A 24348-nucleotide genomic window follows, 5' to 3' on the forward strand; every position below is an offset into this window, starting at 1 on the left:
ATCTTGGTACGACAACGAAATCGGTTACTCAAACAAAGTTCTAGACCTAATCGCTCACATCTCTAAGTAATTAGAAAGTTAGCAATTAGCGAATAACTTCGTTAAAGAAAAGGCGGCTCTAGAGTCGCCTTTTTTGTATCTGGAATTTGAGAGAATACAGGCTCGATGTTGCATTTAATGTGCGAAGCGCGTCTAAAAGCTCTCCCCAGCGATAGGAAACTACACATGGATTTAAAAACTCTCCCAGCCCTAACGGTGCTATCTGATAACGTCACTATCGTTGAAGTTGATCAGATAAAAATCGTCCGCGTGATTCATGACAAAGCAACGGCAGGCATCTCGCTACACGGTGGTCATGTCGTGTCGTTCACGCCTAAAGGTCAAGAAGATCTGATCTGGATGAGCGAAAAAGCTGTCTTCGATGGTAAAGCTGCTCTTCGCGGTGGTATTCCGGTTTGTTGGCCTTGGTTTGGGCGTATTGCTGCTCCAGCTCACGGCTTTGCCCGCACCGCAGAATGGGAGTTGGTTGAACATCGTGAGAACCATAACGGTGTGATTGTTGAACTTGCTCTGTTCCCGACAGAAGAAATCCACGATATTTGGCCCCATATGTTTGACGCTCGTTTGGTGATTGAAGTGGGCGATGAGCTAAAAGTGACGCTCAAAGTCATGAACATTGATGACGAGGCTTGGACCTTCTCTGGCGCATTACATACTTACCTAAACGTTGGAGACATTAAGCAAGCACAAACGACAGGCATGGGTGCCGAGTACATTGATAGCTTGAAAGCGGATGCGGTATGCCAAGGTGGTAATGTTCTACAACTAACTGACACCATTGATCGCGTTTACACGCAACCAGAAGCGAAAATTTTGGTAAAAGACCCGGTATTGGATCGTACGCTAAGCGTACACAACCAAGGCCACAACTCAGCAGTATTATGGAACCCTTGGGCAGAAGGTGCGCAAAGCATGGGTGACATGGCTGACGATGGTTATCAAACCATGTTGTGTGTGGAGTCTGCTGTTCATGCACCAAGTATTGAGCAAGGTCAAACGCTCCAACCAGGTGAGACACATGAACTTGTCACTGTCATTTCAGCGCAGTAAGAATCACCATATAAAGGCCGGGGATACCCGGCTTTTTTTGTAATAAAAGCTCTGCTTAGATGGTCCCATCTTTACTAACTTATTGGTTACTGGTCACTTTTGACGGTTTCATTAATAAATATCAAAAAAATTGATCATATAAACCGATAGCATACCGACACAAAACTCATAAATAATAAAAATATCAGGAATTAGTCTATGTTAGAGAGATACCGAAATCAAAGTGTCGGATTCCAGTTGAAACTGGTGATCACTTTGTGTCTATTCATTGCTTTCAGCAGTATTGCAGCGCTTGTTTACCGCAACGCTTCCGATGTTCTATTGGAAAGCACACTGAAAGAACACCAATCTAAAGTAGAATCAATGGCAAAAACCATTGCTGGCCAATTCGATGCTTACCTGCACACCGCTAAAGTCCTCGAATCTACTTTTCGCAATGGCTACCTTGCCGGTGTCTATGTCGAAAATTACACGGTTGACTTCATGGGACATGAAGTACCAAACATCACTCAATACAGTGAAAGCTTAATTAATGACACCAAGTTGGTCGACAGTTTCACACGTGATACCGGCGCTATAGCAACGCTATTCGCACCATTGGGTGACGACTTTATTCGGGTGTCCACCTCCCTAAAAGATCCACAAGGTCAGCGAGCGGTCGGAACCACGCTAGGCATCAACCATCCTGGTTATCAGCAACTTAAAGCAGGACAACCGTATTACGCTCAAATTAAATTGTATGGCGAGCGCTACATTACCTACTATGCCCCAATCAAAGATGCGACAGGAAAGGTAGCAGGCCTATCGTTTATTGGCTTACCAGTAGACCAAGCGACACAAACCTTATTCGATGCACTCGAAGAGATAAAATGGGGCGACACTGGTTACACCATTATCGTTGATAACGACGACAACAATCTTGGTAAATACCTACTTCATCCAGCAAAAAGCGGCTCAGATTCGTCAATACTAGAAGTCGCCGACTACAATGGTCACAAGCCTTTTGGTCAGATTTTCGAACAATCTAGTGGATTAATTCGCTACCCTTTCGAGTACCAAGGTAACGTAGGCGAAAAGTATCTTGTCTACACAGAGGTTCCAGGTTGGAATTGGAAACTGCTAGGCGGTACGTTTATCAAAGAAGTTACAAAAGGTAGCGACACGCTTCTCACACTCATTGCCATCATTTCTTCGGTAGCGGCAATCATTACTTTTGTTGTACTGACGCTTTTCTTGAATCGCAGCTTACAACCTCTCACGACTCTAAACTCATACATGACTCGCTTAGCGGGCGGCGAAGTCAGCTTGAACATTCCAGCGTCTCGTAAAGCATCAAAGAATGAAATTACGAACCTGAGCTCGGGTGTCGCCAGTATGGCAAGTCAGCTCAATGAACTCGTTGGTAAGATCCGTTCAACAAGCGACTTAGTGGAGAGCAACTCCACCAGCGTTGCCAACGATGCACATAGCAATTTGACCCAAGCCGACCGACAACAACAAGAAGTCGAGCAAGTTGTGATAGCGATTGAAGAAATGGCCTCTTCCGCTCAATCTGTCGCACAACAAGTCGAAAGCATTGCGGAAAACGTACGCTCAGCAAATACTGATAGTCAATCTGGTCTCGCGATTGTTGAAGGCGTATGTATCGACGTTGCTCAACTTAACGATCAATTGGATCAATCAGCAACGGCTATCGAGCAAGTAAATCGCGATAGCGAGAGTATTCAAACCGTCACTAAAATGATTGATGAAATTGCTGAGCAAACCAATTTACTTGCCTTGAATGCCGCCATTGAAGCAGCACGAGCAGGTGAGCAAGGCCGTGGCTTCGCAGTTGTAGCAGATGAAGTGCGCACACTTGCGCACCGAACCCAAAGCTCAGTTCAGGATGTCGTGGAAATTATCGAGAAACTAAAAGGGTCGACTCATAATGCAGTTAATATGATGACAGACAGCCAACGCAGTGCAAACCAGGTCTTGGACAAAGCACAAGACGCGGGCACAGCATTAGAAGCCATCGCAGTACAAGTGCAGTCGATAGCCTCTCAAGCCGACGCCATTGCAGCGACTTCAGAAGAACAAGCTCAAGTTTCACAAGAAATTGCAGCAAATGCCCATTCTATCAGTGAACTTAACCGAGAAAGCCGCAACACGAGCGCAAAAACCTCGCAAAGTGCCATTGAACTTCAACAACAAGCACGAAACTTGAAAGAGCAAGTCGACTTCTTCCACTAATACTTAATAAGAGCCGACCCAGTCGGCTCTTTTTGTTTCACTTGAGACCATGCTTTTTGATAGAATTTGCCGCCCTACTTTCTGTTCGAGATCGTCATGAACTATCAATGCCCTCTATGCCACCAAGCTCTAGCGTTAAATGAAAAAACGTTTAAGTGCGAAAACAATCATCAGTTTGACTTAGCAAAAGAAGGCTACGTTAACTTGATGCCAGCGCATCACAAACGTTCTAAAGATCCTGGTGACAACAAAGAGATGATGCAAGCTCGTCGTCGATTCCTCGAAGGAGATTACTACAACCCAATGCGCCAAGAAGTGGCGCAGCTGTGTGCAACATACACTGAGGGGAGCACCCATCAATTATTAGATATTGGTTGTGGTGAAGGTTACTACACAGATCAAGTACAAAAGACGATAGAAACACAAGCGAACCATGCCACGATTTATGGCTTAGACATTTCCAAAGTTGCCATTCGTTACGCGGCGAAGCGTTACACGCACTGCAACTTTAGTGTGGCTTCTAGTCACCGACTTCCCTTCGCAAATGAATCCTTAGATGCCATTTTGCGCATTTATGCCCCGTGTAAAGCTGAGGAGCTGCAGCGCGTTGTAAAAAACGACGGCGTTGTTGTCACGGTTACTCCTGCTAGCCGCCACTTATACCAACTGCGTGAGCGCATTTATCAAGAAGTTCGTCTTCACAATGAAGAACCAGAACATATTGAAGGGTTTGAATTAGAGCACCAGCAGCATCTTAACTATGTTATGGACTTGAAAAACGGAGCCGCAATCGATTTATTGCAAATGACGCCATTCGCATGGAAAGCAACCGATGCTCTTCGTGAAGAGTTGAAATCCGCTACACTTTTCCAATGTGAGGCTGATTTTATGTTGCGTGTATATCGCAAAAAAACACTCAATTAATAAGTCAAAAAAAACAACAAACGCAAATAGTTATCATTTATATTGATTCATTGCTCAGCCTCCATTAATATCATCCGGACATTTTTGGAGGCTTTTCAATGCGCTTTTCTACTTTGAGCTTGCTCTTTGCAGGCTTACTTACTGGTTGCTCTTCATATACGCACACCAACTCTCACGCAACCTCAGCGGAAGTCACTAGTTTTTACGACTACCAACTATACACCCCTTCTGGCGAGCACATCGCTCTAAGCAAACTGCCAATTGAGCTGCAACAAGCAGATGTCATTCTTATTGGTGAATGGCACACACACGCCGGCGTTCATCGCTTTCAAACCGATATGCTCAAACAACTTACGTCCTACAACCGCTCACTCGCGTTATCTATGGAACAATTTACCCGCGACAAACAACCTGTTGTTGACGCTTACCTACGTGGGGAGATCGGCGAACAGTACTTAATGAAACAAGCCAACGCTTGGCCCAATTATGAAAGCGACTATCGCCCTCTCGTGGAGTTTGCTAAGCAGAAAAATCTCCCGGTCATTGCAGCAAATGCACCAAAGAGCATTGTTCGATGCATTGGTCGACAAGGGCTAGATTACATTAACAAGCTCGATGATGATCAGCGGATGTTCATTGCACAAGCCATCAACACTGGTAGTAGTCCGTACAAAGAAAAGTTCATGGCATCCATGCATCACGGTAAGCCAGAGCAGACGGAAAAACAGTTTGCAGCTCAAGTTACTTGGGATGAAACTATGGCGGAATCTATCGTTAGCTACCTAGACGACAACCCAGGCGCTCAGGTTGTCCATGTTGCAGGCAAGTTTCACACCGAGCAAGGGTTGGGTACGGCAGCATCAATCTTAAGCCGCAACCCGAGCTTAAAAGTGGTTGTAATTAGCCCAACAGATAACGTGCTTTCTGATAATACAGACTATCAGTTAGAGGTTCTCGCACCACCAGTACGGTATGTACAAGATGCTCACCGCATGGCGGCATATCAACATCTAACTAAACGCAATAACGATCTTCAATGTAAGTAGCTGGTCTTCAATTTAAGTTACTACCTTGTCGTTGCGTTGCATCATCACACCGCTCCGAGTTCATAGAGTGACAAGGGTCTGCTTCCTGCTGGTCTATTTTTTGCTAAAGATCACCAATAGAAACTAGAAGCGGCAAAAGCAGACCTGTTTTTATCCAAATAGCTTCAGAAATAAACTTTGCCGCCGATAAAAATATAACTGCTTTTTACCCGCACTCAGTGACCGAGTGTCGATGTTCCAAGGAGTATTCGATGAATCCAGTAGGAAGCACTTCTGTTAATAGCTATGCCAAACAATCTGTCGCCTCTAAACAAGCAAGTATTGCACAAGAAGAAACTAGTGCTTCGCCGCTGAAAGTCGAACACAATAAGGTGACGCTTTCGACCGAAGGCAAAGCGCTACTTGCCGCTCTGCAACAAATCGAGCACGACAGCAAGAAAATAGAAGCAGAAGATAAATCTGTTGGTGAAAAGGTCGAATCTTTCACGCATGGTGCGCTTGGCATGGATCACCCCGATAAAATCGAGAAAGAAGAGGATGGCTCATATTCTGCGGGTCAATACCTGTCTGCGGCACTTACCGTTGGTGGCATCATACTGGCATTAGTCTGATAACCAGTCTGATAATCGTCACGACAACAAATCCTATTTGAACCAAACACTTACTGCAGCCCATAATTTAATAAGCCAAAGAACGATATGATGCAAACGTAAGTGAATTCGACCGCTCTTGTGGCCCGATAATACATGCTCGTTTATTGCTCCCTAAACTAGGTTTCTTGTGAAGGCACTGAATGGATAACTTTAGTCCATGCTTTCAACTCCTAAGCGTAATCCAAGCCCACGTTTGTGGGCTTTCTTCTTTCCAAACTAACGAACGTTAGAGAGCGACTCATTTTTTCTGCAAAACCAAACAAAAACGACAATTTGGTTAAACTTTTATTACCGACACAAAACCTTCATAAATCATTGCTTTAATGCCTGCGCTTTCAATAAACAAGGAAAATATAATGAAGCGCTTAGTATCTCCAATCGTTACGGCAGTGGCTGCATCTACCCTCTCTTTCAACGCACTCTCAGCTGAAATCAAAAACGTCATTTTGATGATCGGCGACGGCATGGGTCCTCAACAAGTTGGTTTACTCGAGACCTACGCAAAACACGCACCTAACTCGGTTTACAAAGGCGAAAGCACAGCGTTATACAAACTCGCTCAAGAAGGTGTGATTGGATCATCACTGACCAATCCAGAAGACGCAATTGTCGTCGACTCTGCGTGCTCAGCTACGATGCTAGCGACAGGAATCCCTACCGCTTCTGAAGTCATTGGCATTGATAGCCAAGGCAACCATGTCGAAACTATTTTGGAAAAAGCCAAAAGTAAAGGTAAAGCAACAGGGCTCGTCTCTGATACGCGTATGACCCACGCAACGCCAGCAGCATTTGCCGCTCATCAACCACATCGCTCCCTAGAAAACAGTATTGCGGCGGATATGCTCGAAACAGGCGTAGACGTGATGATGTCTGGGGGACTTCGTCATTGGATTCCAAAGTCGACAAACGACAAGGGAGAGACATACGAGCAACTTGAAAAGCTCACTCAAGGTAATGTCTACCTAAAATCGAAACGCAAAGACGAACGCAACTTGCTTGCCGAAGCGCAAGACCAAGGCTATAGCTTAGCTTTCAGCCGCGATATGCTCACACAAGCTAAAGGTGACAAATTACTTGGACTTTTTGCTTACTCGGGCATGAACGATGGTATTGCCTACAGTCAAAGCAAAAACGATCCAAAACGCACGCAGCCATCGCTGAAAGAAATGACCACCAAAGCAATCGACATTCTTTCAAAAGACAAAGACGGTTTTTTCTTGATGGTTGAAGGCGGCCAAATTGACTGGGCTGGCCACAGTAACGATGCAGGTACGATGCTGCATGAAATGCTTAAATTCGATGAAGCGGTAAACTCAGTTTATGAGTGGGCAAAAGGCCGTGATGACACCCTGATCATTGTTACTGCAGACCACGAAACCGGCTCTTTTGGCTTTAGCTACTCATCAGCAAACTTGCCTAAACCACAAAAACGCGACGGCGAAGCATTCAAAAATCAGGATTACGCGCCAAACTTCAACTTTGGTCAGTTCGAGATCCTCGATGGCCTATACAACCAAAAGAAAAGTTACTACGGCATGATCAGTGAATTCCAAGCGCTTGATAAGAAAGAGCAAACTCCAGAGAAGTTTGCGGAAGTCGTGAACGCAAATAGCGATTTTTCGATTACGCCTGAGCAAGCAGAACGCGTATTAGCAAGTAAACCAAATCCATACCGACTCGCTGGACACAAATACTTAAGCGAAGAGAACGTACCGACAATCAATGACTTTGATGCTTTCTTTCCTTACAACGACCGTGGCAACTTGCTAGCGCGTGAGCATGCAACAAAGCAAAACACAGTATGGGGGACGGGTACTCATACGCATACTCCTGTCAACGTATTTGCTTGGGGACCTGCAGAAACTATCTTTCCGGTATCAAAAATCATGCACCACTCGCAACTAGGCGAGTACTTGAAGCAACAAATTAAATAATCAACTTGCACTTACTTCACAACTCGTGATGTTTCAACGCTCTCGCAAGGGAGCGTTTTTTTATGCATGAAAACAGTTGACGTTTTAAATCGTACACCACAATAATTATGGGTCTTTAATTATATGAATAAAGAAAATGTGCGAAATCTTTACTAAGCAACCCCAAGACAACTATCAGTTCATCACCCGCTCTATCCGTATTGATGGTCACGCGACCAGTGTAAAACTTGAAGCGAGCTTTTGGACAATTCTTGAGGAAATCGCTAGTGCTCAAAACATGACGGTTCCTAAATTCATAAGCACTGTTTATCAAGAAGCACTCGAATACAATGGTGAAGTGAACAACTTTGCCTCCTTAATTCGATGCGCTTGCCTCACGTACGCTCGCCAACCTCAAGAGACCACTCGTCAAGCACTTGCGCAACTTAACAGTTAATAGCAACCAACCGAGCAATAACCATCCTAGGCTATGCATCCGTATTATAAACCCTTGAACATCTTCTAATTTGTCGTACTAGAGTACTACCCAGACTCCTTTTGAAATCGCTAACCTATGCGGACTATCAAGGAGTACCCATGACAAAAATGATTCACACCATGATCCGAGTAAGTGATCTGGACCGCTCTCTACAATTTTACTGTGACGTACTTGAACTAGAAGTCGCTGATCAATACATCTTTGATGGCTTTTCTCTAACCTATCTAGCCAACCAAGAAACTGGCTTTGAATTGGAACTGACGCACAATCACGATCAAAGTGAGCCCTACACTCACGGCTCAGGCTACGGCCACCTTGCCGTCAGCGTGGAGGACATTGAACAAGCCCACAAACGCATTAAATCTCTCGGCATTGAAACTGGTGACATCAAAGCCTTTGACCATCAACAAAAGCATTTAGCAACGTTCTTTTTTGTAACCGACCCTGATGGTTACAAAATTGAGTTCCTGCAACGCCAAGGGCGTTACCTATAACAAAAAGAGTAAACATTATGATTCACTTGACGGCTACCTTTCATGCACAACCGGGAAAAGAACAAGAGTTGAAAGAGGTACTTACCCGAGCGCTTGAACCTACTCGCAATGAAGAAGGTTGCGTTCGTTATCAATTGTTCCAAGATAAAGACAATACATGCCACTTCGTTTTTCAGGAGCAATTTAAAAACCAACAAGCATTTGAGCTTCATGGTAAAACAGAACACTTTGCTCTTTTGATTAGCCAGATCGACAACTTGTTAGAATGCGAGCCTAAACAGGTGTTCTTTAACGAACTGTAACTATAGCGCTAACCGAAGATCAAAAAAGGCACTCTATCTAGAGTGCCTTTCACTAGTTGGGACCTGTGATTAAGCGTCTTGCTTCTCCACCATATGCAAATGCACATCTTGTTGTGGGAAAGGAATCGAAATACCTTCTCGGTCGAAGCGTAGTTTCACCTCTTTTGTCACATCCCAGTATACATCCCAGTAATCATCCGTTTTTACCCAAGGACGCACAATAAAATCTACAGAAGACGTATTTAATGTATGAACTTTGATCATTGGCTCTGGAGTGCGAAGTACCGAAGGGTGAGAGGTAATGATATCAGACAATACTGACTCCGCTTTTAAGAGGTCATCCGCATAGCCAATGCCAAACACCATATCCACGCGGCGAATGCGTTCATGCGTGACGTTCTTAATAACATCTCCCCAGATTTTGCTGTTAGGCACAATAATAATTTGGTTATCAAACGTACGGATTGTGGTATTCACCAAACTCATATGGCTTACCTTGCCATCCACACCGCCAGCATACACAAAATCACCAACATCAAATGGGCGATAAATAAGCAGCATCATACCCGCCGCGAAGTTGGATAACGTGTCTTGCAACGCGAAACCAATAATCACACCAGCAATACCGAAACCGGTTAGGATTGGCGCTAGGTTCAAACCAAGCTGAGATAAGCCCACCATGATACCGATCACCCACACGAATTTGCCGGACATCGAGATAAAGAAGTCCTGCATCAAGTGGGAAAGTTTTAAGTTTTTCGATGCAACTGCTTTACGGACGACTTTGCGAGTTAACTTAGCCAGTCCGCGAGCGATCAATAAAATCAGCGCAAAAACAAACAACTGGAAGATATGCTGCGGTGCATTCTCGGCAAACCAATCCAGTGCCGAGTTGGACCAGTGACTCAGTATTGACCACACAACTTTGGTATTCAGTAAATCATGGGTGATATTACCCGTCACTTCAAAAATTTGGCGTTTGTATTCAGACGTTTCTAAACCGACTTTATCACCAATTGAAATCAGGTTGCGTAAGCTTTCTGTCGCAATATTTAGCCTTTGTTTAGTAATGAGCTGACTAAGTTGCAACGACGCTTTTTCCGACTCTGGGCTAGACGAAAGTTGGGAGCCAATGATCTCACTTTGCTGACTCAAGTACTCAATTGAAGCAGACAGTAAGCGCATACGTTTATCAATTTTATCTTTTAGTTCCGCTTCTGCGCGCTCGTTTTGGGCCCCTAGCTCCTTCAACCAAGCGAGATTTTGCCAGCTCGAATCGAAGCTAACATCAAGATAACGCTGTAGCTCTCGATAATCATTAACAAGAGCAAGCTTCTCTTCATCCTTAGCCTTATTTAAATCCTCGACGACTTTCTTTATTTTTTCCGATAGATAGTTCGTCGCATCCTCAGAGTATTGTTCTTGTTTTTTAACTAGCAAGATCAGCTTGTCGCGAGAGATAGTTTCACGTTCAATCGCTGACGCTAACTGGCTTCTTAATTCTTCATTATTTTGGAATAGTTGCAGTTGAAGGGCATCACGCTCGTCGCCACTCGCTTGCGAGAGGCTTTGGGATAAATCCACAATCTCTCGGTTCAAGTTGTCAATCGAGATTTCGGCAGCAGAAGGCTCTTGGATATCGTCAGTGGCAGTCGCATGAACAGCCATTGGGGAGAACATAATGACGGCAAGTGCGAATAATGTCACCCAAGATGTCAGGCGCAGTTTCTGGGGGAAATGAAACGTCATGTTTACCTCATAGGGAACAATCCTGATCAAAACAATCAGGAATAGAAGTGTAAAGCGTTGAAATCATACTCCTAAGTTTACAACACTAAATAATAAACTGAGCAGCATTTCGTTAGCGAGACGTCAAAGTTGGGAGCCCCAATAGCAAACAAGCCTTTCATTTAATCAATGAAAGGCTTGTTTGTATTCGACTAAGGACGGCTGGGATGATTTAAAATATGGTCTTCCCAATCCACCACATCAATCTCGTAAACAACTTTGTTACGGACACTTTCCCCTGCCGCATGCATTGCGGACTTAGAACCTGTAATCAACGGATGCCATTCTGGTAAAGGCTGCTTTTCAGCCAACAGACGGTAAGCGCACGTGTGTGGCAGCCAAGTAAAATCGTCGATGTCTTCTCGGGTCAGCTTGGTGCACTCTTCACCCGAAGTGAAACGGTTTGGGTAATCCTTACACGAACACGTTTTACTGTTCAGCCAACTACAAGCCACATTGGTATAGTAGATTTCATCAGTATCTTCATCCATCAGCTTATGCAAACAACATTTGCCACAACCATCACAGAGAGATTCCCATTCCTCTTCTGTCATCTGCTCTAACGATTTACTTTGCCAAAATGGAGTGCTCATACTTCAGGTCTCACCAAGGGAATTTAGGGGGCGATTTATACTCTTCTCAACGCAAAAGTTCAAGTTTTGAGAAGATCTTGCATCCTTCCCACATAACGGTGGAGATATTCAACTACTTTCGTTTTACTGTTCTATCCTTAAACAAGTTTCCATTACTCAATTGATCAAGAAGGCATTAAGGAGTTTTCATGGGTATTATTTCTTGGATTATTTTGGGCTTAATCGCCGGCGCACTTGCTAAATGGCTCATGCCAGGAAAAGATGGGGGCGGTTGGATTGCAACAATGTTACTTGGTATTGCAGGGGCATTTGTAGGTGGCTTCCTTGGCGGCATTCTCGGTTTCGGCGGAGCCACTGGCGTCAACATTGGTAGTATCATTACCGCAACACTAGGCGCATTTATTCTGTTGTTTGTTTATAACCGTTTCTTAAAATAATCACGATGATTTAAAAGCAAAAAACCAAAAAGGGAGCGTAATGTTAAGCGCGCCCTTTTATTTTTTTCTTTCTTCACTCTTCCAATCCACGTCAAAATGACCATAATTGCCCCCTTAATTTTTAAGAGGTTTACATTATGGATTGTCGATTAGGATGTGGAGCGTGCTGTATTGCGCCAAGTATCTCTTCACCAATACCTGGAATGCCCAAGGGCAAACCTGCAGGTGTTCGTTGTGTGCAACTCAACGACGACAATTTGTGCAAGCTATTTGGTAAGCCTGAACGCCCTAAAGTCTGTCACGATTTTAAACCGTGTCCGATTGTATGCGGCAACACCAATCAAGAAGCACTCGACAACATCACTGAATTAGAACAATTGACGTAATGCGACTCTAGACCACACGTTTAAAGTTAGTACCTCGGTTGTTTCTCTCCGAGGCAGTAATCAAAGCAAACTCAAGATTTAGCACTCCCCCCCTCAGCCTTTTATCTCACCCTTGAGAACTCTTGCCACATAGCGTTCCATTTGCGGTTTTTGCGCGATCTCCCTCACAATTTATTGACAATTCTCGACTATGTTCAGCGGGTCATTTAATTAAAGATCAGGAAAGAACATGAATAAGTATTTGGCTGAGGCTTTTGGCACGTTCTGGCTAGTGTTAGGCGGCTGTGGTAGCGCGGTGTTGGCTGCGGGTTTCCCTGAAGTGGGTATTGGTCTGTTGGGCGTTTCTTTGGCATTCGGTTTAACCGTTCTGACGATGGCATTTGCTATCGGTCATATTTCAGGTTGTCACTTGAACCCTGCAGTGACAGTTGGCCTTTGGGCTGGCGGTCGTTTTGAGACAAAAGACGTTGCTCCCTACATCATCTCACAGGTGATCGGCGGGCTTATCGCAGGTGGCGTGCTTTACGTTATTGCATCTGGACAAGCAGGATTTGATGTTGTGGGTTCTGGCTTTGCCGCCAATGGTTATGGTGAACACTCTCCAGGCCAATACTCGATGATCGCTGCACTTGTGACTGAAGTTGTCATGACGATGATGTTCCTGATTGTCATTATGGGTGCAACAGACAAACGTGCGCCACAAGGCTTTGCACCTATCGCAATTGGCCTGTGTTTGACTCTCATTCACCTGATCAGCATTCCTGTCACCAATACGTCAGTAAACCCTGCTCGTAGCACGGCAGTCGCAGTATATGTGGGTGACTGGGCGGTTTCTCAGCTATGGCTGTTCTGGGTTGCGCCTATTGTGGGTGGCGTGCTTGGTGCGGTTATCTACAAAAACCTTCTTGGTGAAGAATCGAACGATTAATCGTTCCCAACTCCCAAGATCAAAAAAGCCGCTGAGTTCAGCGGCTTTTTATTAAATTCTGTGTCGACCTAATAGCGAATGTGACAACGTCGTGCCATCAACAAGCTCTAGCTCCCCACCGACAGGCACACCATGCGCGATACGGCTGGCATCAACTTGGTGCTCTTTACATAGCTCTGCGATGTAGTGGGCAGTGGCTTCACCTTCAACTGTTGGGTTTGTCGCCAAAATCACTTCGGTAATATCACCGCGACGTAAGCGGTAATCAAGGACATCCAATCCAATATCACTTGGACCAATACCATCTAATGGCGACAAATGCCCCATAAGAACAAAGTACCGACCAGAATATTGGCCTGTTGCTTCAACGGCTGCGATGTCTGCCGGGCTTTCTACCACACAAATTTGACCATTTTCTTGGCGTTTTGGGTTGGTACAAATGTGACAGACTTCTTCTTCAGTGAAGGTTCGACACTCAGTACAATGACCTATTTCTGTCATTGCCTGACTAAGCGCATCTGCAAGCTGCAAACCGCCTTTTCTATCGCGCTGTAACAAATGAAAGGCCATACGCTGCGCTGACTTGGGGCCAACCCCAGGTAGACAACGTAAGGCCTCCATCAATTGCTCCAGCATATGACTGGTACGCATTAAAAGTCCGCTTAATTAAATATCAGCAGATTAGAATGGCATTTTCATACCTGGTGGTAGTTGCATACCGCCAGTTACAGAAGCCATTTTCTCTTTTTGAGTTTCTTCAACACGACGGGCTGCATCGTTGAACGCCGCAGCGATCAGATCTTCAAGCATTTCTTTGTCGTCTTCCATCAAACTTTCATCGATGTCAACACGACGTACGCTGTGACTACCAGTGATAGTAACTTTAACTAGGCCAGCACCAGACTCGCCAGTTACTTCCATATTCGCGATTTCTTCTTGAAGCTTTTGCATGCGATCTTGCATTTGCTGGGCTTGCTTCATTAGGTTGCCCATACCGCCTTTACCAAACATGTTTATCTCTCTGGTTTAATGAGGTGTTGCATCAATTAATGGGGTTATACCTTTGGGTTTTCAACCCCATTCCATTCGATTATTAGATAGGGCGCACACTATCTTTATCAAGCTCTGCAGCAAAACGACGTTCAATAAATTGAACATTTGGATCGTTTTCTAAACTGTTCAGCGCTTGCTGTAATTTCTCTTGGTAGAGCCTATCTCTCAGTTCAAGTGGTGTTTCTCCACTCTCCCCTATTTCGATGCTCATGTGGCACTCTTCACCTAACACGGTATTAAGTGCTTTGAGCAATTCGGCTTGAGCTCTATCAGTATTCAAATGAGCTTGGCTGCTTCTCAATAGTAACGAAACGGTTGTTCCTTCCTTACTATAATGAGAGTTTAGCGCAAGTTGCTCTACCAGCTTAGGGATCTCCATTAAGCTGATTAGCTTCGCCCATTCATTATGTTCTAATGACTCATCGATGAGCTTTTGTGCCATTTCAGGCGTTTTCTCATGCTCAAGTGCCTGCTTGAGCTGCGTAGGTGTCAGTTTTGTATTTACTTTTGTCTCAACAGGCTTGCTTGGACGCCAGCGATACGCTTCTTCAACTTGTGGCTCCGTCGACTTCGGAGCTGAGTTTGGCGACACCTGCGCGGAATTGCCATGCAATTGCGCTACTCGGTCGATAACCGATTCTGGTTGTGCAGATGCCGCTTTAGGCTTTTTTGAGCCACCATTTTGAGGAGTGTTCTGTTGTAGGCCTTGACGCTGAGAACGTAATTGGTGACGCAAACCGCTTAGACCGCCGCGCGCTGGTGTTGAAACGCTCTCTTGCACTTGTTGAGGTGGCGTTTCATGTTGCGGCGCTGGGTTTTCGCTCATCGGCGGCGCCATATCATACTGTGGTGGAACCGTCTCATATCCACTCGCTTGATACTCAGGTTGCGAACTGGATGAAGGTTGAGGCGCCACTTGTGGTGTGCTTTGTGCTGGACTCGGCTGCTGATCTCGAGGAGCCGCGGCTGTCTGAGCTGGCGCAGCCTTTGGTTGACTGGTACTTTGAGCCGGAGATGACGCTGGCTCGCAGTTACTAGAAACAACATTTGCCCCACTGTTATTTGATGGGCGGAACGCCATCATACGCAGCACAATCATTTCCAGACCGACTCGCCCATTTGGCGAGAGAGTCAAATCTTCACGACCTTTCAATGCAATTTGGTAGTAAAGCTGAACGTCTTGCGGACTTAGTGCTTTACTCAACAGCTCAATTTTCTCTGCATCTGGTTGGGCTTGGTCTAACGATGCGGGCAACGCTTGATACATCGCAATTCGGTGTAACTGTGTTGCGACTTGCTGCAACAAACCATCCCACTCAACACCATTTGCCGCTAATTGTTGGATTTTATCCATGGCTTGCTGAGGTTTCTTGCTGCTGATTGACTCTAGTAAGTGAATCGCTTGGTCGGTATCAATCGTCCCCAACATGTGGCTGACAATATCGGTTTGCACCGCACCGTTACCTAAAGCAATTGCTTGATCGGTCAAGCTAAGAGCATCACGCATACTGCCATCTGCAGCATGTGAAATCATACCCAGTGCTTTTGGTTCTGCCGATACTTGCTCTTGACCCAAAATGTAGTCAAGTTGCTGATGAATATCATCAACGCTGATCGGTTTGAGATGGAACTGTAGACAACGCGACAATATAGTAACAGGCAGCTTTTGTGGATCGGTTGTCGCGAGTAAGAACTTCACATACTCTGGCGGCTCTTCCAGGGTTTTCAACAACGCATTGAAAGAGTGACGCGATAGCATGTGCACCTCATCGATGAGGTACACTTTAAAACGTCCACGAGCAGGTTTGTATTGAACGTTGTCTAACAGTTCGCGAGTGTCTTCAACTTTAGTACGTGATGCCGCGTCGATTTCAAGAAGATCGACAAAGCGACCTTCATCAATTTCACGACAAGTATCGCACTTACCACAAGGTGTCGCGGTAATACCGGTTTCGCAGTTCAAGCCTTTGGCAAACAACCTACCGATACTCGTTTTACCCACACCACGAGTCCCGCTGAACAGATAAGCATGGTGTAAACGGTTTTGCGCCAGTGCATTTTCCAACGCCGTCAGGACATGTTTTTGTCCGACAACTTGGTCAAACTGATTAGGACGCCATTTTCGCGCTAAAGCTAAATAACTCATTGAATGTATTAATGTCCTTCAAAATCGCAGATGCTGTACACGTTTAGACCTAGTGCTTCTAAACGTTTATCGCCACCGATTTCTGGTAGGTTGATAACGAACGCAGCGTGCTCAACTTCACCACCCAGTTGGCGAATCAGCTTAGTCGTCGCTTCAATAGTACCGCCCGTTGCCAATAAATCGTCGACAACCAGTACTTTGTCGCCTTCAACGATGGCATCTGTATGGATTTCTAGTGTATCAACGCCGTATTCAAGCTCATAAGATTGAGCAACAGTAGGACGTGGTAGCTTGCCTGGTTTACGCACTGGTACAAAACCAACACCTAGCTCAAGCGCTAAAGGCGCGCCAAATAGAAAGCCACGAGCTTCCGTACCCACAACCTTGGTAAAGCCCATATCTTTGTAACGTTCAACAAGTAAGTTGATCGTTGCTTGGTATGCTTTCGCGTCTTCAAGAAGGCTCGTCACATCACGAAATAGAATGCCTGGCTTTGGGTAGTCTTGGATGCTTTTGATGCTAGATTTGATCAGTGAAATTGTTTCTGTAGTCATAATACCGATTTACTTAGATTGGCTCATCGCCCTCTCTAATCGCAGTATCACGAGGGCAACGAACAATAGGTTTTCACCACTATGTGCTTATTTTCGTAAAAGTCACAGGCGCTGAAAATACAAACGCCCACTCGAAGAGCGGGCACACTATTCTCTACAATCTTAGTGATTTTCTTCTCGGTCAGCAACCAACTCAATCACAGGCAGACGCATAAACCAGCTGAGTAAAACGATTAGCATCACTAAAAGACCAATTTTTACCCAAACGAGGGGGACAACAACGATTGAAACCATGAAACTAAGCGCAATAAAAATCGCACCACGCTTTTTTACTTTTGAAGTAACAGCCCGATGCTTATGCCAATTGTCGAGAATGGGTCCAAACGTTTTGTGGTTATGTAACCATTGATGAAATGCAGGGCTACCACGCATAAAACATGCGCTAGCAAGCAAAATAAAAGGTGTGGTGGGTAAAAGTGGAAGGGCTATGCCGGCTATGCCGAGCACAATACAGAGTCCACCAACAGTATTGAAAAAGTAACGCTTAATACGAATGGTGAACTCCGGTACAAAATAGCTAGATTAAAAGCCTGCGTAACCATTCATTACACGAAGCCAGGTTAGCGTTGCAGGAAGTGTTGGGATCAAAAGAACTGCAATAAAACCTAAAAAGTAAAAAATATTATAAGGCTCTTTAAAATCTTTGTCTGCCATGATGTGTCTTCTCACTAGTTGACTTTGCTTCTCCCAAGGCACAGCGTTAAATTATCGTTGCACAAATGGGTCATTATTGTTTTAAGCGCTGACTATACATTAAACAGCCAAATCTAAACACCAGTAAAAAGCAAGGTTATTAAACTAAACGTATGTTGTTTTGGTGGTCCTAAAAAGATAATAAGCAGCGTAAGGACGCTGCTTATTGGTTTGCAAGTCATAATTATACTAGTCGGGATTTCCGGGTAATACTTAAACTAAAACTTGAAGAACCTAAACACCCGATAGACAACTGTCCTGCAACACTAAGCGGTAAATCGCGGGTGATGAAGTTTTTCATACTTCCTCCCCCTAAACGGTTACCTGCTGCGATGTGTTGATTCGTATTTCCGTCAGACCAATGGCTATCTAAACCCGCAGGCAATATAGAGACCGAGGATGAAGCGAGGTCGGCGACACCAAACACAGCATTGACTGCACCCGCACACTCCGAACACTCAATTCCTTTTTCAATGATCCCTACCATGTCCTTAAGATCAGCACTGAAACTTTTCAAGTTACGGAGATAGTCGTCAAACAATGCCCTAACGAGCAATGTCGTCGCAACTCCATCATTAGCTTGGGAAGCAGAATCAACGAGATAAAACGCAAATTGACCATTCATTAACCAACGATAATCGAAAACCAAGGGCATCACATCCGTCGATTGCAATAAACGGTACGAGCAGCGCCAATCTCCCTGAGCAGCATCCTTCTCTGGCAATAGCGCTTGCAGTAAATCTCTTGCCGCACTCGGATTCTGTTGTAAATATTCCAGATGCCAATACAGCTCTTGTTCATCTGGGATTTCACCACCATCATCAACCCTGAACCACTGACTTGAAAAGTCACGTTGTTCTGAGAAGTGGCTATCGGTATCTTCTAGCGTATTCTCTATCGCCTGAGATAGGTGCTCATAATTACCTATCGGTTTAGGAAGAAAATCTTTAATACCAAATCGCAACGCTTTCGCGACATCGGACATTTCATCCGTGCCTGATACCACGATAAGCGGCATATATGGGTATTCGAGACTAACTTCTTCGACGAACTCGATACCATCTAAGACCGGCATCGATAAATCACATAAGATAAGATCGGGTTGGCATTCCCTGAGTTGTTGAAGCGCTTCTAGACCGTTTTCTGCTTCTACTACTTTAAAACCCTGACTTTCTAAATAGGCATTGGTTACTTTACGAAATATTGGATCATCGTCCACCAACATTATTAGTTTTTGATTAATCACTTCCTGTGCCGAGACCATTGCCGTTTGACTGTGAGTCTTAAACATACCTTTATCCCTCACAAAGCTCAGTCAAAAAAACAGATTTATTATTAAGTCATTATTTTTGTTGTGTTTACTTCCAGCAAAACGTGTCACAGCAAGACCTGAGGCCGCTTCGCCTTGTTATAAAACTTAGCTCGGAAACTGCATTAATACAAATATTACGGCGTATAACAGTATTTACTCAAACAGGGTTGCTGTGTTCAAATGATGCAACATGTTGACTTAAAGCAAGCTTTGATCACAAAGTTAATTATAAATTAACCGTAATCGGTAATTTAATGTGTCTGGAAATATGAAATTAGATGACTTAAACCTGTTTCGACTGGTTGTCGAAAATGGGAGCTACACCGCAACTTCGCGAAAAACCATGATCCCGGTTGCGACCATCACCCGACGCATTCAAGCGCTAGAAGACTCTGTCAATCTTCGACTATTGAACCGTCATGCTCGCAAACTCTCGCTCACTGAAGCAGGGGAACGTTTTTACCATGAGTGCTCTCCTTTACTACAAAGGCTAACAACCGCAGCAGAGGAAATCACTGACGACTGCCGAGGAGCATCCGGCAAGATTAAGATATCCGCGCCTTACAACTTAACTAAACGAATGATGATGCCGATGTTCAACAGCTTTATGAAGCAGTACCCGGACATCAACATTGAGCTAACGACAGAGAATAATGCGGACAAGCTTGACCCTACTGAATGGGATGTAATTTTTCGAGTGGGACCGCAACGCGACTCTAGCCTCATCGCGCGTAAGATTGGCGAAGTGAAGGATATTCTCGTTGCAAGCCCTGACTATCTAACCTCGAATCCTGCGCCACACCATGCAGAAGAGCTATCTAACCATTCATTGCTAAAAGGGTACCCACTTATTAAGTGGACCTTGATTAATAGCAAAGGCGAGTCTGTGGTGAATGTTGATCGTGGTCGTTTTCAAGCAAACGCGCTCAATGTGGTGCGCAGCGCTTGTTCCGAAGGTTTAGGCATCACACTAATGCCAGATGTCATGATCAAAGAGTACATCGAGAGCGGCGATTTGGTACGCGTACTGCCAGATTGGAGTGCAAACCCGCGCGACATTTATATGCTTTACAACCACAAAGACCACCTGCCAGAGAAAGTTCGCCTCTTTATTGACTTTGTGATCGCTTATAACATTCACTAACTAGATAGCGAAAACAAAAAACCAGAGCCGAAGCTCTGGTTTTTTTACGACTTAAGAAAGCGCATCCTATGCGCCTTCGTTATGAAGCTCTAGGTTTGCTAAATCCTGTTGGATTTCAAGTTGTGTTTTCGCATCATCATTACGAAGACCATCTAAGAAATCTAGGTATTGTTGGTCGATATCACCCGTTACGTATTCGCCGTTAAACACGGAAGTATCGAACTGAGTAATGTCTTGGTTTCCAAGACCTACCGCCTCTACCAAATCTTCTAGACGTTGATAAATAAGCGCATCGGCACCAATCTGCTTACAAATTGTATCGTTGTCACGGCCATGGGCAATAAGCTCTGTAGCACTTGGCATATCAATGCCGTATACGTTCGGGAAACGAACTTCAGGAGCCGCTGAGACCATGTACACTTTCTTGGCACCAGAATCACGAGCCATCTCAATAATCTGCTCTGACGTTGTACCTCGAACAATAGAGTCATCCACCAGCAACACATTCTTACCTTTGAATTCCGAACGAATAGCATTCAACTTGCGACGTACTGATTTCTTACGTTGTTGCTGGCCAGGCATGATAAACGTACGTCCAACATAACGGTTTTTCACGAAACCCTGGCGATAAGGGATATCGATCGCTTGAGCGATTTGCAGTGCAATGTCGCAAGACGTTTCAGGGATAGGAATGACAACATCGATATCAAGGTTTGCGTAATCTTCACGAATACGTTCGCCCAGCTTTTTACCCATTTCAACGCGAGCGCTGTATACCGAAATTTTATCGATGAACGAATCTGGACGAGCAAAGTACACGAACTCGAAAATACAAGGGTTCAGCTTAGGATTGTCTGCACACTGCTTCGTGTAAAGCTCACCGTCAAACGTTGCGTAAATCGCTTCACCAGGTGCAACATCACGGACGAAATCAAAACCGACCGCATCCAATGCCACCGATTCAGACGCAACCATGTACTCTGCTCTGCCGTTAACTTCACGCTTACCTAAACACAGCGGGCGAATACCGTGTGGGTCACGAAATGCAATCATACCATGACCAATGATCATGGCGGTCACAGCATAAGCACCGCGAATTGTGCGATGAACATTGGTGACTGCGCGGAATACGTCTTCGGTCGTGACATTTCCTTTTACTGAGTCAATTTCGTGCGCCAGTACATTTAGTAATACTTCAGAGTCTGAAGTGGTATTGATATGACGGCGATCTTTTTCAAACAGCTTCTGACGAACTTCGTTAGCGTTGGTCAAGTTACCGTTGTGGGCAAGTGTAATACCGAAAGGAGAGTTTACGTAGAAAGGTTGAGCTTCTGAAGCACTTGAACTGCCTGCTGTAGGGTAACGAACATGACCAATTCCGACCTCGCCTTGCAGGCGCTGCATGTGTCTTGCTTCAAATACATCCTTGACTAAACCGTTCGCCTTACGCAGACGAAAACGATTGCTTTCTATGGTACAAATACCAGCGGCATCTTGGCCACGATGCTGTAACACCGTTAACGCGTCATAAATAGACTGGTTTACAGGCGTTGTGCCCACGATTCCAACAATACCACACATGTCCTAATCCTCGATTTGCGACAGTAGCTGGCACTACTAGATAGTGCCAGACAGAAAACTTGATGTTGCTTGTAAATGCTCGAAGAATGGGGCGATGATACGGCTGAACTCAGGGATCAACTGTGAATCTTTCCACCAATCCGAGCTTGGGAATGCAGTAAACGCATCCATAAAAAACAGCACCGCAGAAACAATTAAGACTCCGCGTAGACCACCAAATACAATCCCGAGAATTCGGTCCGTACCTGATAGCCCTGTTTTTTGTACCAGTTGACCAATGACGTAATTCACCACTGCACCAACTACCAAGGTTGCGACAAATAACGCCGCAATCGCCGCTCCGTTACGAAACATATCATCTTCGATGTTGGTGAAGTACACCGCCAATTTGGCATAGTAATTACTGGAGATAAAAAACGCTCCGAACCAAATCACCAAAGACAAAGCTTCTTTAGCAAAACCGCGAACTAAACTGATCAGAGCTGAAAATCCGATCACACCTAAAATGATAAAATCTATCCAATTCATCTTTTCTTCATCTTAAGTTGGCGCGCATTTTAACAGAAAAAATGCTGACGCAAACGTTTTCTTATGGATTTAATGGCTTAAATTTAAGCAATTGACCTTTTGAACCTGTAATTTTTTGTAATTCTTGAACTTGTCGTTCAAGTTTACTTTTTGACACATCAGGGCCAACAATCACTCTCGTAAACTCGTTTTCTTTCTTTGTGTGAGCTTGATAACCACGCTTTTGCAAATCCGCGACAAGCGCGACAGCATTTTCGTGATTCTTAAGTGCCATCAACTGAATGATCCAAGCTGAATCTTCATATTGATTTTTCTCTTGAACAGGACGAGTGACGACCTCAACTTGCTCTGGTTGTTTGATGACCTCAGGTTTAGATGTTGGCGCTGGCTCGGGCTCAGAAACGGCTACTTGAGCATCCTCACTTTCTTGCACTACAGCTTCAACCGGAGAATCCGGTAACGTAATGTCGTCTTCCACTGGCTCTAATATTTCGAAGTTTTCCACATCACTATCAAGTTCTGGTTTGATAGGAATACTGGCAAATTCTTCTTTGTAGTGCAGTTTCTTACCATCTAGCACATCGGGAAGAACAATGACTCCGACTGCGACTAGAATGATGGTGCCGACTAAACGACTTTGGAATTTACTTGCCATCAAAATACCTTTACTTATTTATTATTTGATTGCCAATGTTCCAATACCTCTCCGACGGTATGGAATGAGCCAACCACCAGAATAACGTCTCCTGCCTTTGCGTGGCTTCTCGCACTCTCGAAGGCGTCAACAGGGTTTTCAAAATGAACTTGCCCATCAGGTAAGTATTGGCACAATTCATCAGCGGTCGCCGCTCTCGGTCCAGTAAGCGACGCTGGATACCATTGTGTTGCAACTGGAGTTAGCGCTTCAATGGTTGCTTTAATGTCCTTGTCATGCAGCATTGCAACCACAATATGGATATTCTTACCCAGATATTGTTGCTTCACTCTTTCTACCAAATACTCAGCAGAGTGCGGGTTATGAGCGACATCAAGGACTATTTCAGGTTCGTGATGCAGTACTTGCATACGCCCCGCCAAACGCGCATTATTCAAGCCATTGACAATATTTATGTCAGTGATTTGCAATTCCGAAGCCCCTAGTGCCATCAGTGCAGTGGCTGCATTTTGTAATGGTAGCGATGGGATTGGTAAATCCTCTAACTCAAATGCCCCACTGCTCCATTTCCAACCATTATCAGTTAGTTGGTAATCGTACTGAATACCTACTTGGAAGAACTCAGAACCAATATCGTCAGCATGAGCCGCCACGGTCGCTGGTGGCGTCGGTTGACCACAAATTGCTGGCTTCCCTGAACGGTAAATGCCCGCTTTTTCAAAACCAATAACATTGATGTCATCACCAAGCCAATCCACATGATCGATCGCTAAGCTCGTAATAACAGAAACATCATGGTCAACAACATTAGTGGCGTCTAGACGGCCGCCAAGTCCTACTTCAAGTAAGACAACGTCAACTTTCTCTACTTGGAAAATACGTAGCGCAGCAAGCGTACCGAATTCAAAGAGGCTAAGGCTAACATCACCACGCTGCTTTTCTACATAATCGAATGCTTCACAGTGCTTGGCATCTACAACGTCAACGCCATTAATGCGTACACGCTCGTTGTAACGAATCAGGTGCGGAGAACTATAAACACCGACTGAATAGCCAGCATCAAGTAAAATGGCTTCCATTAACGCACACGTTGAGCCTTTGCCATTGGTTCCGGCAACGGTGATTACGGTTGGAGCTGGTTTGGTAAGATTGGCTTTGTTTGCTACCGCTTGGACACGGTCTAAGCCTAGATCAATTGCTGAGGAATGAATATTTGCTAAATAATCAAGCCACATCTCTAATGAAGATGTGGCTTGAGGAATTGGGTTTTGGGTCATCTAACTTTAACCATTAAATTCTTTGGTTTTTATGTTA

The 24348-nt window shown here is 44.7% G+C and carries 26 protein-coding genes and 1 pseudogene; 14 read left to right on the forward strand and 13 right to left on the reverse strand.

Annotated elements, in window-relative coordinates:
* The 10 genes and pseudogenes from R7041_RS10995 to R7041_RS11040 all read left to right on the forward strand — a co-directional run.
* A pseudogene (locus R7041_RS10995) lies at positions 1 to 70 on the forward strand (glyceraldehyde-3-phosphate dehydrogenase); the annotation flags it as partial.
* A gap of 155 nt (positions 71 to 225) precedes the next feature.
* Positions 226 to 1110 carry a D-hexose-6-phosphate mutarotase gene (locus tag R7041_RS11000; protein ID WP_017820788.1) on the forward strand — a complete coding sequence of 295 codons (885 nt, stop codon included), beginning with the start codon at positions 226 to 228 and terminating at the stop codon, positions 1108 to 1110.
* A 198-nt stretch (positions 1111 to 1308) separates the two neighbouring features.
* Positions 1309 to 3345, forward strand: a complete 2037-nt coding sequence (locus R7041_RS11005; protein WP_206949292.1) for a methyl-accepting chemotaxis protein — start codon at positions 1309 to 1311, stop codon at positions 3343 to 3345.
* A gap of 96 nt (positions 3346 to 3441) precedes the next feature.
* On the forward strand, positions 3442 to 4269 hold the full coding sequence (gene rlmA / locus R7041_RS11010; RefSeq protein ID WP_005380691.1) for a 23S rRNA (guanine(745)-N(1))-methyltransferase: 828 nt from the start codon (positions 3442 to 3444) through the stop codon (positions 4267 to 4269).
* 98 nt (positions 4270 to 4367) lie between these two features.
* The gene (locus R7041_RS11015) at positions 4368 to 5315 is read left to right on the forward strand and encodes a ChaN family lipoprotein (protein WP_206949293.1); all 948 of its coding nucleotides are present in this window, start codon (positions 4368 to 4370) and stop codon (positions 5313 to 5315) included.
* A gap of 251 nt (positions 5316 to 5566) precedes the next feature.
* A complete protein-coding gene (locus tag R7041_RS11020) occupies positions 5567 to 5926 on the forward strand; it encodes a hypothetical protein (RefSeq protein WP_005380688.1) in 360 nt (119 codons plus the stop codon).
* A 398-nt stretch (positions 5927 to 6324) separates the two neighbouring features.
* A complete protein-coding gene (locus tag R7041_RS11025) occupies positions 6325 to 7902 on the forward strand; it encodes an alkaline phosphatase (protein WP_182039072.1) in 1578 nt (525 codons plus the stop codon).
* A 136-nt stretch (positions 7903 to 8038) separates the two neighbouring features.
* A complete protein-coding gene (locus R7041_RS11030; protein WP_206949294.1) occupies positions 8039 to 8338 on the forward strand; it encodes a ribbon-helix-helix domain-containing protein in 300 nt (99 codons plus the stop codon).
* Between the two features lie 140 nt (positions 8339 to 8478).
* Complete coding sequence (locus R7041_RS11035) at positions 8479 to 8874, forward strand: VOC family protein (protein WP_005380685.1); 396 nt, start codon at positions 8479 to 8481, stop codon at positions 8872 to 8874.
* Between the two features lie 17 nt (positions 8875 to 8891).
* Positions 8892 to 9176, forward strand: a complete 285-nt coding sequence (locus R7041_RS11040; protein ID WP_206949295.1) for a putative quinol monooxygenase — start codon at positions 8892 to 8894, stop codon at positions 9174 to 9176.
* Positions 9177 to 9245: 69 nt separating this feature from the next.
* Here R7041_RS11040 and R7041_RS11045 read toward each other — a convergent pair whose 3' ends face one another.
* On the reverse strand, positions 9246 to 10925 hold the full coding sequence (locus R7041_RS11045; RefSeq protein ID WP_206949296.1) for a mechanosensitive ion channel family protein: 1680 nt from the start codon (positions 10923 to 10925) through the stop codon (positions 9246 to 9248).
* A 191-nt stretch (positions 10926 to 11116) separates the two neighbouring features.
* Entirely contained in the window at positions 11117 to 11557 is a 441-nt protein-coding gene (locus tag R7041_RS11050) for a YcgN family cysteine cluster protein (protein ID WP_074191653.1), read from the reverse strand.
* Positions 11558 to 11745: 188 nt separating this feature from the next.
* Here R7041_RS11050 and R7041_RS11055 point away from each other — a divergent pair, with 188 nt between their 5' ends.
* The 3 genes from R7041_RS11055 to aqpZ all read left to right on the forward strand — a co-directional run bounded on the left by R7041_RS11055 (position 11746) and on the right by aqpZ (position 13308).
* Positions 11746 to 11994, forward strand: a complete 249-nt coding sequence (locus tag R7041_RS11055; protein WP_005380625.1) for a GlsB/YeaQ/YmgE family stress response membrane protein — start codon at positions 11746 to 11748, stop codon at positions 11992 to 11994.
* A gap of 137 nt (positions 11995 to 12131) precedes the next feature.
* On the forward strand, positions 12132 to 12380 hold the full coding sequence (locus R7041_RS11060; RefSeq protein WP_017820793.1) for a YkgJ family cysteine cluster protein: 249 nt from the start codon (positions 12132 to 12134) through the stop codon (positions 12378 to 12380).
* 229 nt (positions 12381 to 12609) lie between these two features.
* Positions 12610 to 13308, forward strand: coding sequence for an aquaporin Z (gene aqpZ, locus R7041_RS11065; RefSeq protein WP_130545937.1), 699 nt, complete (start codon positions 12610 to 12612; stop codon positions 13306 to 13308).
* A 51-nt stretch (positions 13309 to 13359) separates the two neighbouring features.
* Here aqpZ and recR read toward each other — a convergent pair whose 3' ends face one another.
* From recR to R7041_RS11100, 7 genes are all read right to left on the reverse strand, one after another.
* Positions 13360 to 13959, reverse strand: coding sequence for a recombination mediator RecR (gene recR / locus R7041_RS11070; RefSeq protein WP_005380619.1), 600 nt, complete (start codon positions 13957 to 13959; stop codon positions 13360 to 13362).
* Positions 13960 to 13989: 30 nt separating this feature from the next.
* Positions 13990 to 14319, reverse strand: coding sequence for a YbaB/EbfC family nucleoid-associated protein (locus R7041_RS11075; RefSeq protein ID WP_005380618.1), 330 nt, complete (start codon positions 14317 to 14319; stop codon positions 13990 to 13992).
* Between the two features lie 82 nt (positions 14320 to 14401).
* Positions 14402 to 16507 carry a DNA polymerase III subunit gamma/tau gene (gene dnaX / locus R7041_RS11080; protein WP_206949297.1) on the reverse strand — a complete coding sequence of 702 codons (2106 nt, stop codon included), beginning with the start codon at positions 16505 to 16507 and terminating at the stop codon, positions 14402 to 14404.
* A gap of 8 nt (positions 16508 to 16515) precedes the next feature.
* Positions 16516 to 17061 carry an adenine phosphoribosyltransferase gene (gene apt / locus R7041_RS11085; protein WP_005380615.1) on the reverse strand — a complete coding sequence of 182 codons (546 nt, stop codon included), beginning with the start codon at positions 17059 to 17061 and terminating at the stop codon, positions 16516 to 16518.
* Between the two features lie 162 nt (positions 17062 to 17223).
* Entirely contained in the window at positions 17224 to 17610 is a 387-nt protein-coding gene (locus R7041_RS11090; protein ID WP_080276930.1) for a YbaN family protein, read from the reverse strand.
* A 33-nt stretch (positions 17611 to 17643) separates the two neighbouring features.
* On the reverse strand, positions 17644 to 17775 hold the full coding sequence (locus R7041_RS11095) for a hypothetical protein (protein WP_005380608.1): 132 nt from the start codon (positions 17773 to 17775) through the stop codon (positions 17644 to 17646).
* A 223-nt stretch (positions 17776 to 17998) separates the two neighbouring features.
* Positions 17999 to 19105, reverse strand: coding sequence for a response regulator (locus R7041_RS11100; RefSeq protein ID WP_005380606.1), 1107 nt, complete (start codon positions 19103 to 19105; stop codon positions 17999 to 18001).
* A gap of 289 nt (positions 19106 to 19394) precedes the next feature.
* On the opposite strand from R7041_RS11100, the gene R7041_RS11105 reads away from it, so the two are divergent.
* The gene (locus R7041_RS11105; RefSeq protein ID WP_005384959.1) at positions 19395 to 20270 is read left to right on the forward strand and encodes a LysR family transcriptional regulator; all 876 of its coding nucleotides are present in this window, start codon (positions 19395 to 19397) and stop codon (positions 20268 to 20270) included.
* 66 nt (positions 20271 to 20336) lie between these two features.
* On the opposite strand, the gene purF is transcribed toward R7041_RS11105, so the two are convergent.
* The 4 genes from purF to folC form a co-directional block, all read right to left on the reverse strand.
* Positions 20337 to 21851 carry an amidophosphoribosyltransferase gene (gene purF / locus R7041_RS11110; RefSeq protein ID WP_005380592.1) on the reverse strand — a complete coding sequence of 505 codons (1515 nt, stop codon included), beginning with the start codon at positions 21849 to 21851 and terminating at the stop codon, positions 20337 to 20339.
* A 36-nt stretch (positions 21852 to 21887) separates the two neighbouring features.
* A complete protein-coding gene (locus tag R7041_RS11115; protein WP_005380590.1) occupies positions 21888 to 22379 on the reverse strand; it encodes a CvpA family protein in 492 nt (163 codons plus the stop codon).
* A gap of 61 nt (positions 22380 to 22440) precedes the next feature.
* Positions 22441 to 23034: an SPOR domain-containing protein gene (locus R7041_RS11120; protein ID WP_042522511.1), complete on the reverse strand. Its 594-nt coding sequence runs from the start codon at positions 23032 to 23034 to the stop codon at positions 22441 to 22443.
* A gap of 14 nt (positions 23035 to 23048) precedes the next feature.
* On the reverse strand, positions 23049 to 24311 hold the full coding sequence (folC, locus tag R7041_RS11125) for a bifunctional tetrahydrofolate synthase/dihydrofolate synthase (RefSeq protein ID WP_005380586.1): 1263 nt from the start codon (positions 24309 to 24311) through the stop codon (positions 23049 to 23051).
* Positions 24312 to 24348 lie beyond the last annotated feature (37 nt).

Origin of the sequence: Vibrio sp. 1751, from assembly GCF_033339895.1 — a bacterium.
GTDB lineage: Bacteria > Pseudomonadota > Gammaproteobacteria > Enterobacterales > Vibrionaceae > Vibrio > Vibrio alginolyticus.

Excerpts from the sequence above, each read along its gene's own strand:
- R7041_RS11000 (WP_017820788.1), top strand. The coding sequence starts at position 226 with ATGGATTTAAAAACTCTCCCAGCCCTAACGGTGCTATCTGATAACGTC.
- R7041_RS11005 (WP_206949292.1), top strand. The coding sequence starts at position 1,309 with ATGTTAGAGAGATACCGAAATCAAAGTGTCGGATTCCAGTTGAAACTG.
- rlmA (WP_005380691.1), top strand. The coding sequence starts at position 3,442 with ATGAACTATCAATGCCCTCTATGCCACCAAGCTCTAGCGTTAAATGAA.
- R7041_RS11015 (WP_206949293.1), top strand. The coding sequence starts at position 4,368 with ATGCGCTTTTCTACTTTGAGCTTGCTCTTTGCAGGCTTACTTACTGGT.
- R7041_RS11020 (WP_005380688.1), top strand. The coding sequence starts at position 5,567 with ATGAATCCAGTAGGAAGCACTTCTGTTAATAGCTATGCCAAACAATCT.
- R7041_RS11025 (WP_182039072.1), top strand. The coding sequence starts at position 6,325 with ATGAAGCGCTTAGTATCTCCAATCGTTACGGCAGTGGCTGCATCTACC.
- R7041_RS11030 (WP_206949294.1), top strand. The coding sequence starts at position 8,039 with ATGTGCGAAATCTTTACTAAGCAACCCCAAGACAACTATCAGTTCATC.
- R7041_RS11035 (WP_005380685.1), top strand. The coding sequence starts at position 8,479 with ATGACAAAAATGATTCACACCATGATCCGAGTAAGTGATCTGGACCGC.
- R7041_RS11040 (WP_206949295.1), top strand. The coding sequence starts at position 8,892 with ATGATTCACTTGACGGCTACCTTTCATGCACAACCGGGAAAAGAACAA.
- R7041_RS11045 (WP_206949296.1), bottom strand. The coding sequence starts at position 10,925 with ATGACGTTTCATTTCCCCCAGAAACTGCGCCTGACATCTTGGGTGACA.
- R7041_RS11050 (WP_074191653.1), bottom strand. The coding sequence starts at position 11,557 with ATGAGCACTCCATTTTGGCAAAGTAAATCGTTAGAGCAGATGACAGAA.
- R7041_RS11055 (WP_005380625.1), top strand. The coding sequence starts at position 11,746 with ATGGGTATTATTTCTTGGATTATTTTGGGCTTAATCGCCGGCGCACTT.
- R7041_RS11060 (WP_017820793.1), top strand. The coding sequence starts at position 12,132 with ATGGATTGTCGATTAGGATGTGGAGCGTGCTGTATTGCGCCAAGTATC.
- aqpZ (WP_130545937.1), top strand. The coding sequence starts at position 12,610 with ATGAATAAGTATTTGGCTGAGGCTTTTGGCACGTTCTGGCTAGTGTTA.
- recR (WP_005380619.1), bottom strand. The coding sequence starts at position 13,959 with ATGCGTACCAGTCATATGCTGGAGCAATTGATGGAGGCCTTACGTTGT.
- R7041_RS11075 (WP_005380618.1), bottom strand. The coding sequence starts at position 14,319 with ATGTTTGGTAAAGGCGGTATGGGCAACCTAATGAAGCAAGCCCAGCAA.
- dnaX (WP_206949297.1), bottom strand. The coding sequence starts at position 16,507 with ATGAGTTATTTAGCTTTAGCGCGAAAATGGCGTCCTAATCAGTTTGAC.
- apt (WP_005380615.1), bottom strand. The coding sequence starts at position 17,061 with ATGACTACAGAAACAATTTCACTGATCAAATCTAGCATCAAAAGCATC.
- R7041_RS11095 (WP_005380608.1), bottom strand. The coding sequence starts at position 17,775 with ATGGCAGACAAAGATTTTAAAGAGCCTTATAATATTTTTTACTTTTTA.
- R7041_RS11100 (WP_005380606.1), bottom strand. The coding sequence starts at position 19,105 with ATGTTTAAGACTCACAGTCAAACGGCAATGGTCTCGGCACAGGAAGTG.
- R7041_RS11105 (WP_005384959.1), top strand. The coding sequence starts at position 19,395 with ATGAAATTAGATGACTTAAACCTGTTTCGACTGGTTGTCGAAAATGGG.
- purF (WP_005380592.1), bottom strand. The coding sequence starts at position 21,851 with ATGTGTGGTATTGTTGGAATCGTGGGCACAACGCCTGTAAACCAGTCT.
- R7041_RS11115 (WP_005380590.1), bottom strand. The coding sequence starts at position 22,379 with ATGAATTGGATAGATTTTATCATTTTAGGTGTGATCGGATTTTCAGCT.
- R7041_RS11120 (WP_042522511.1), bottom strand. The coding sequence starts at position 23,034 with ATGGCAAGTAAATTCCAAAGTCGTTTAGTCGGCACCATCATTCTAGTC.
- folC (WP_005380586.1), bottom strand. The coding sequence starts at position 24,311 with ATGACCCAAAACCCAATTCCTCAAGCCACATCTTCATTAGAGATGTGG.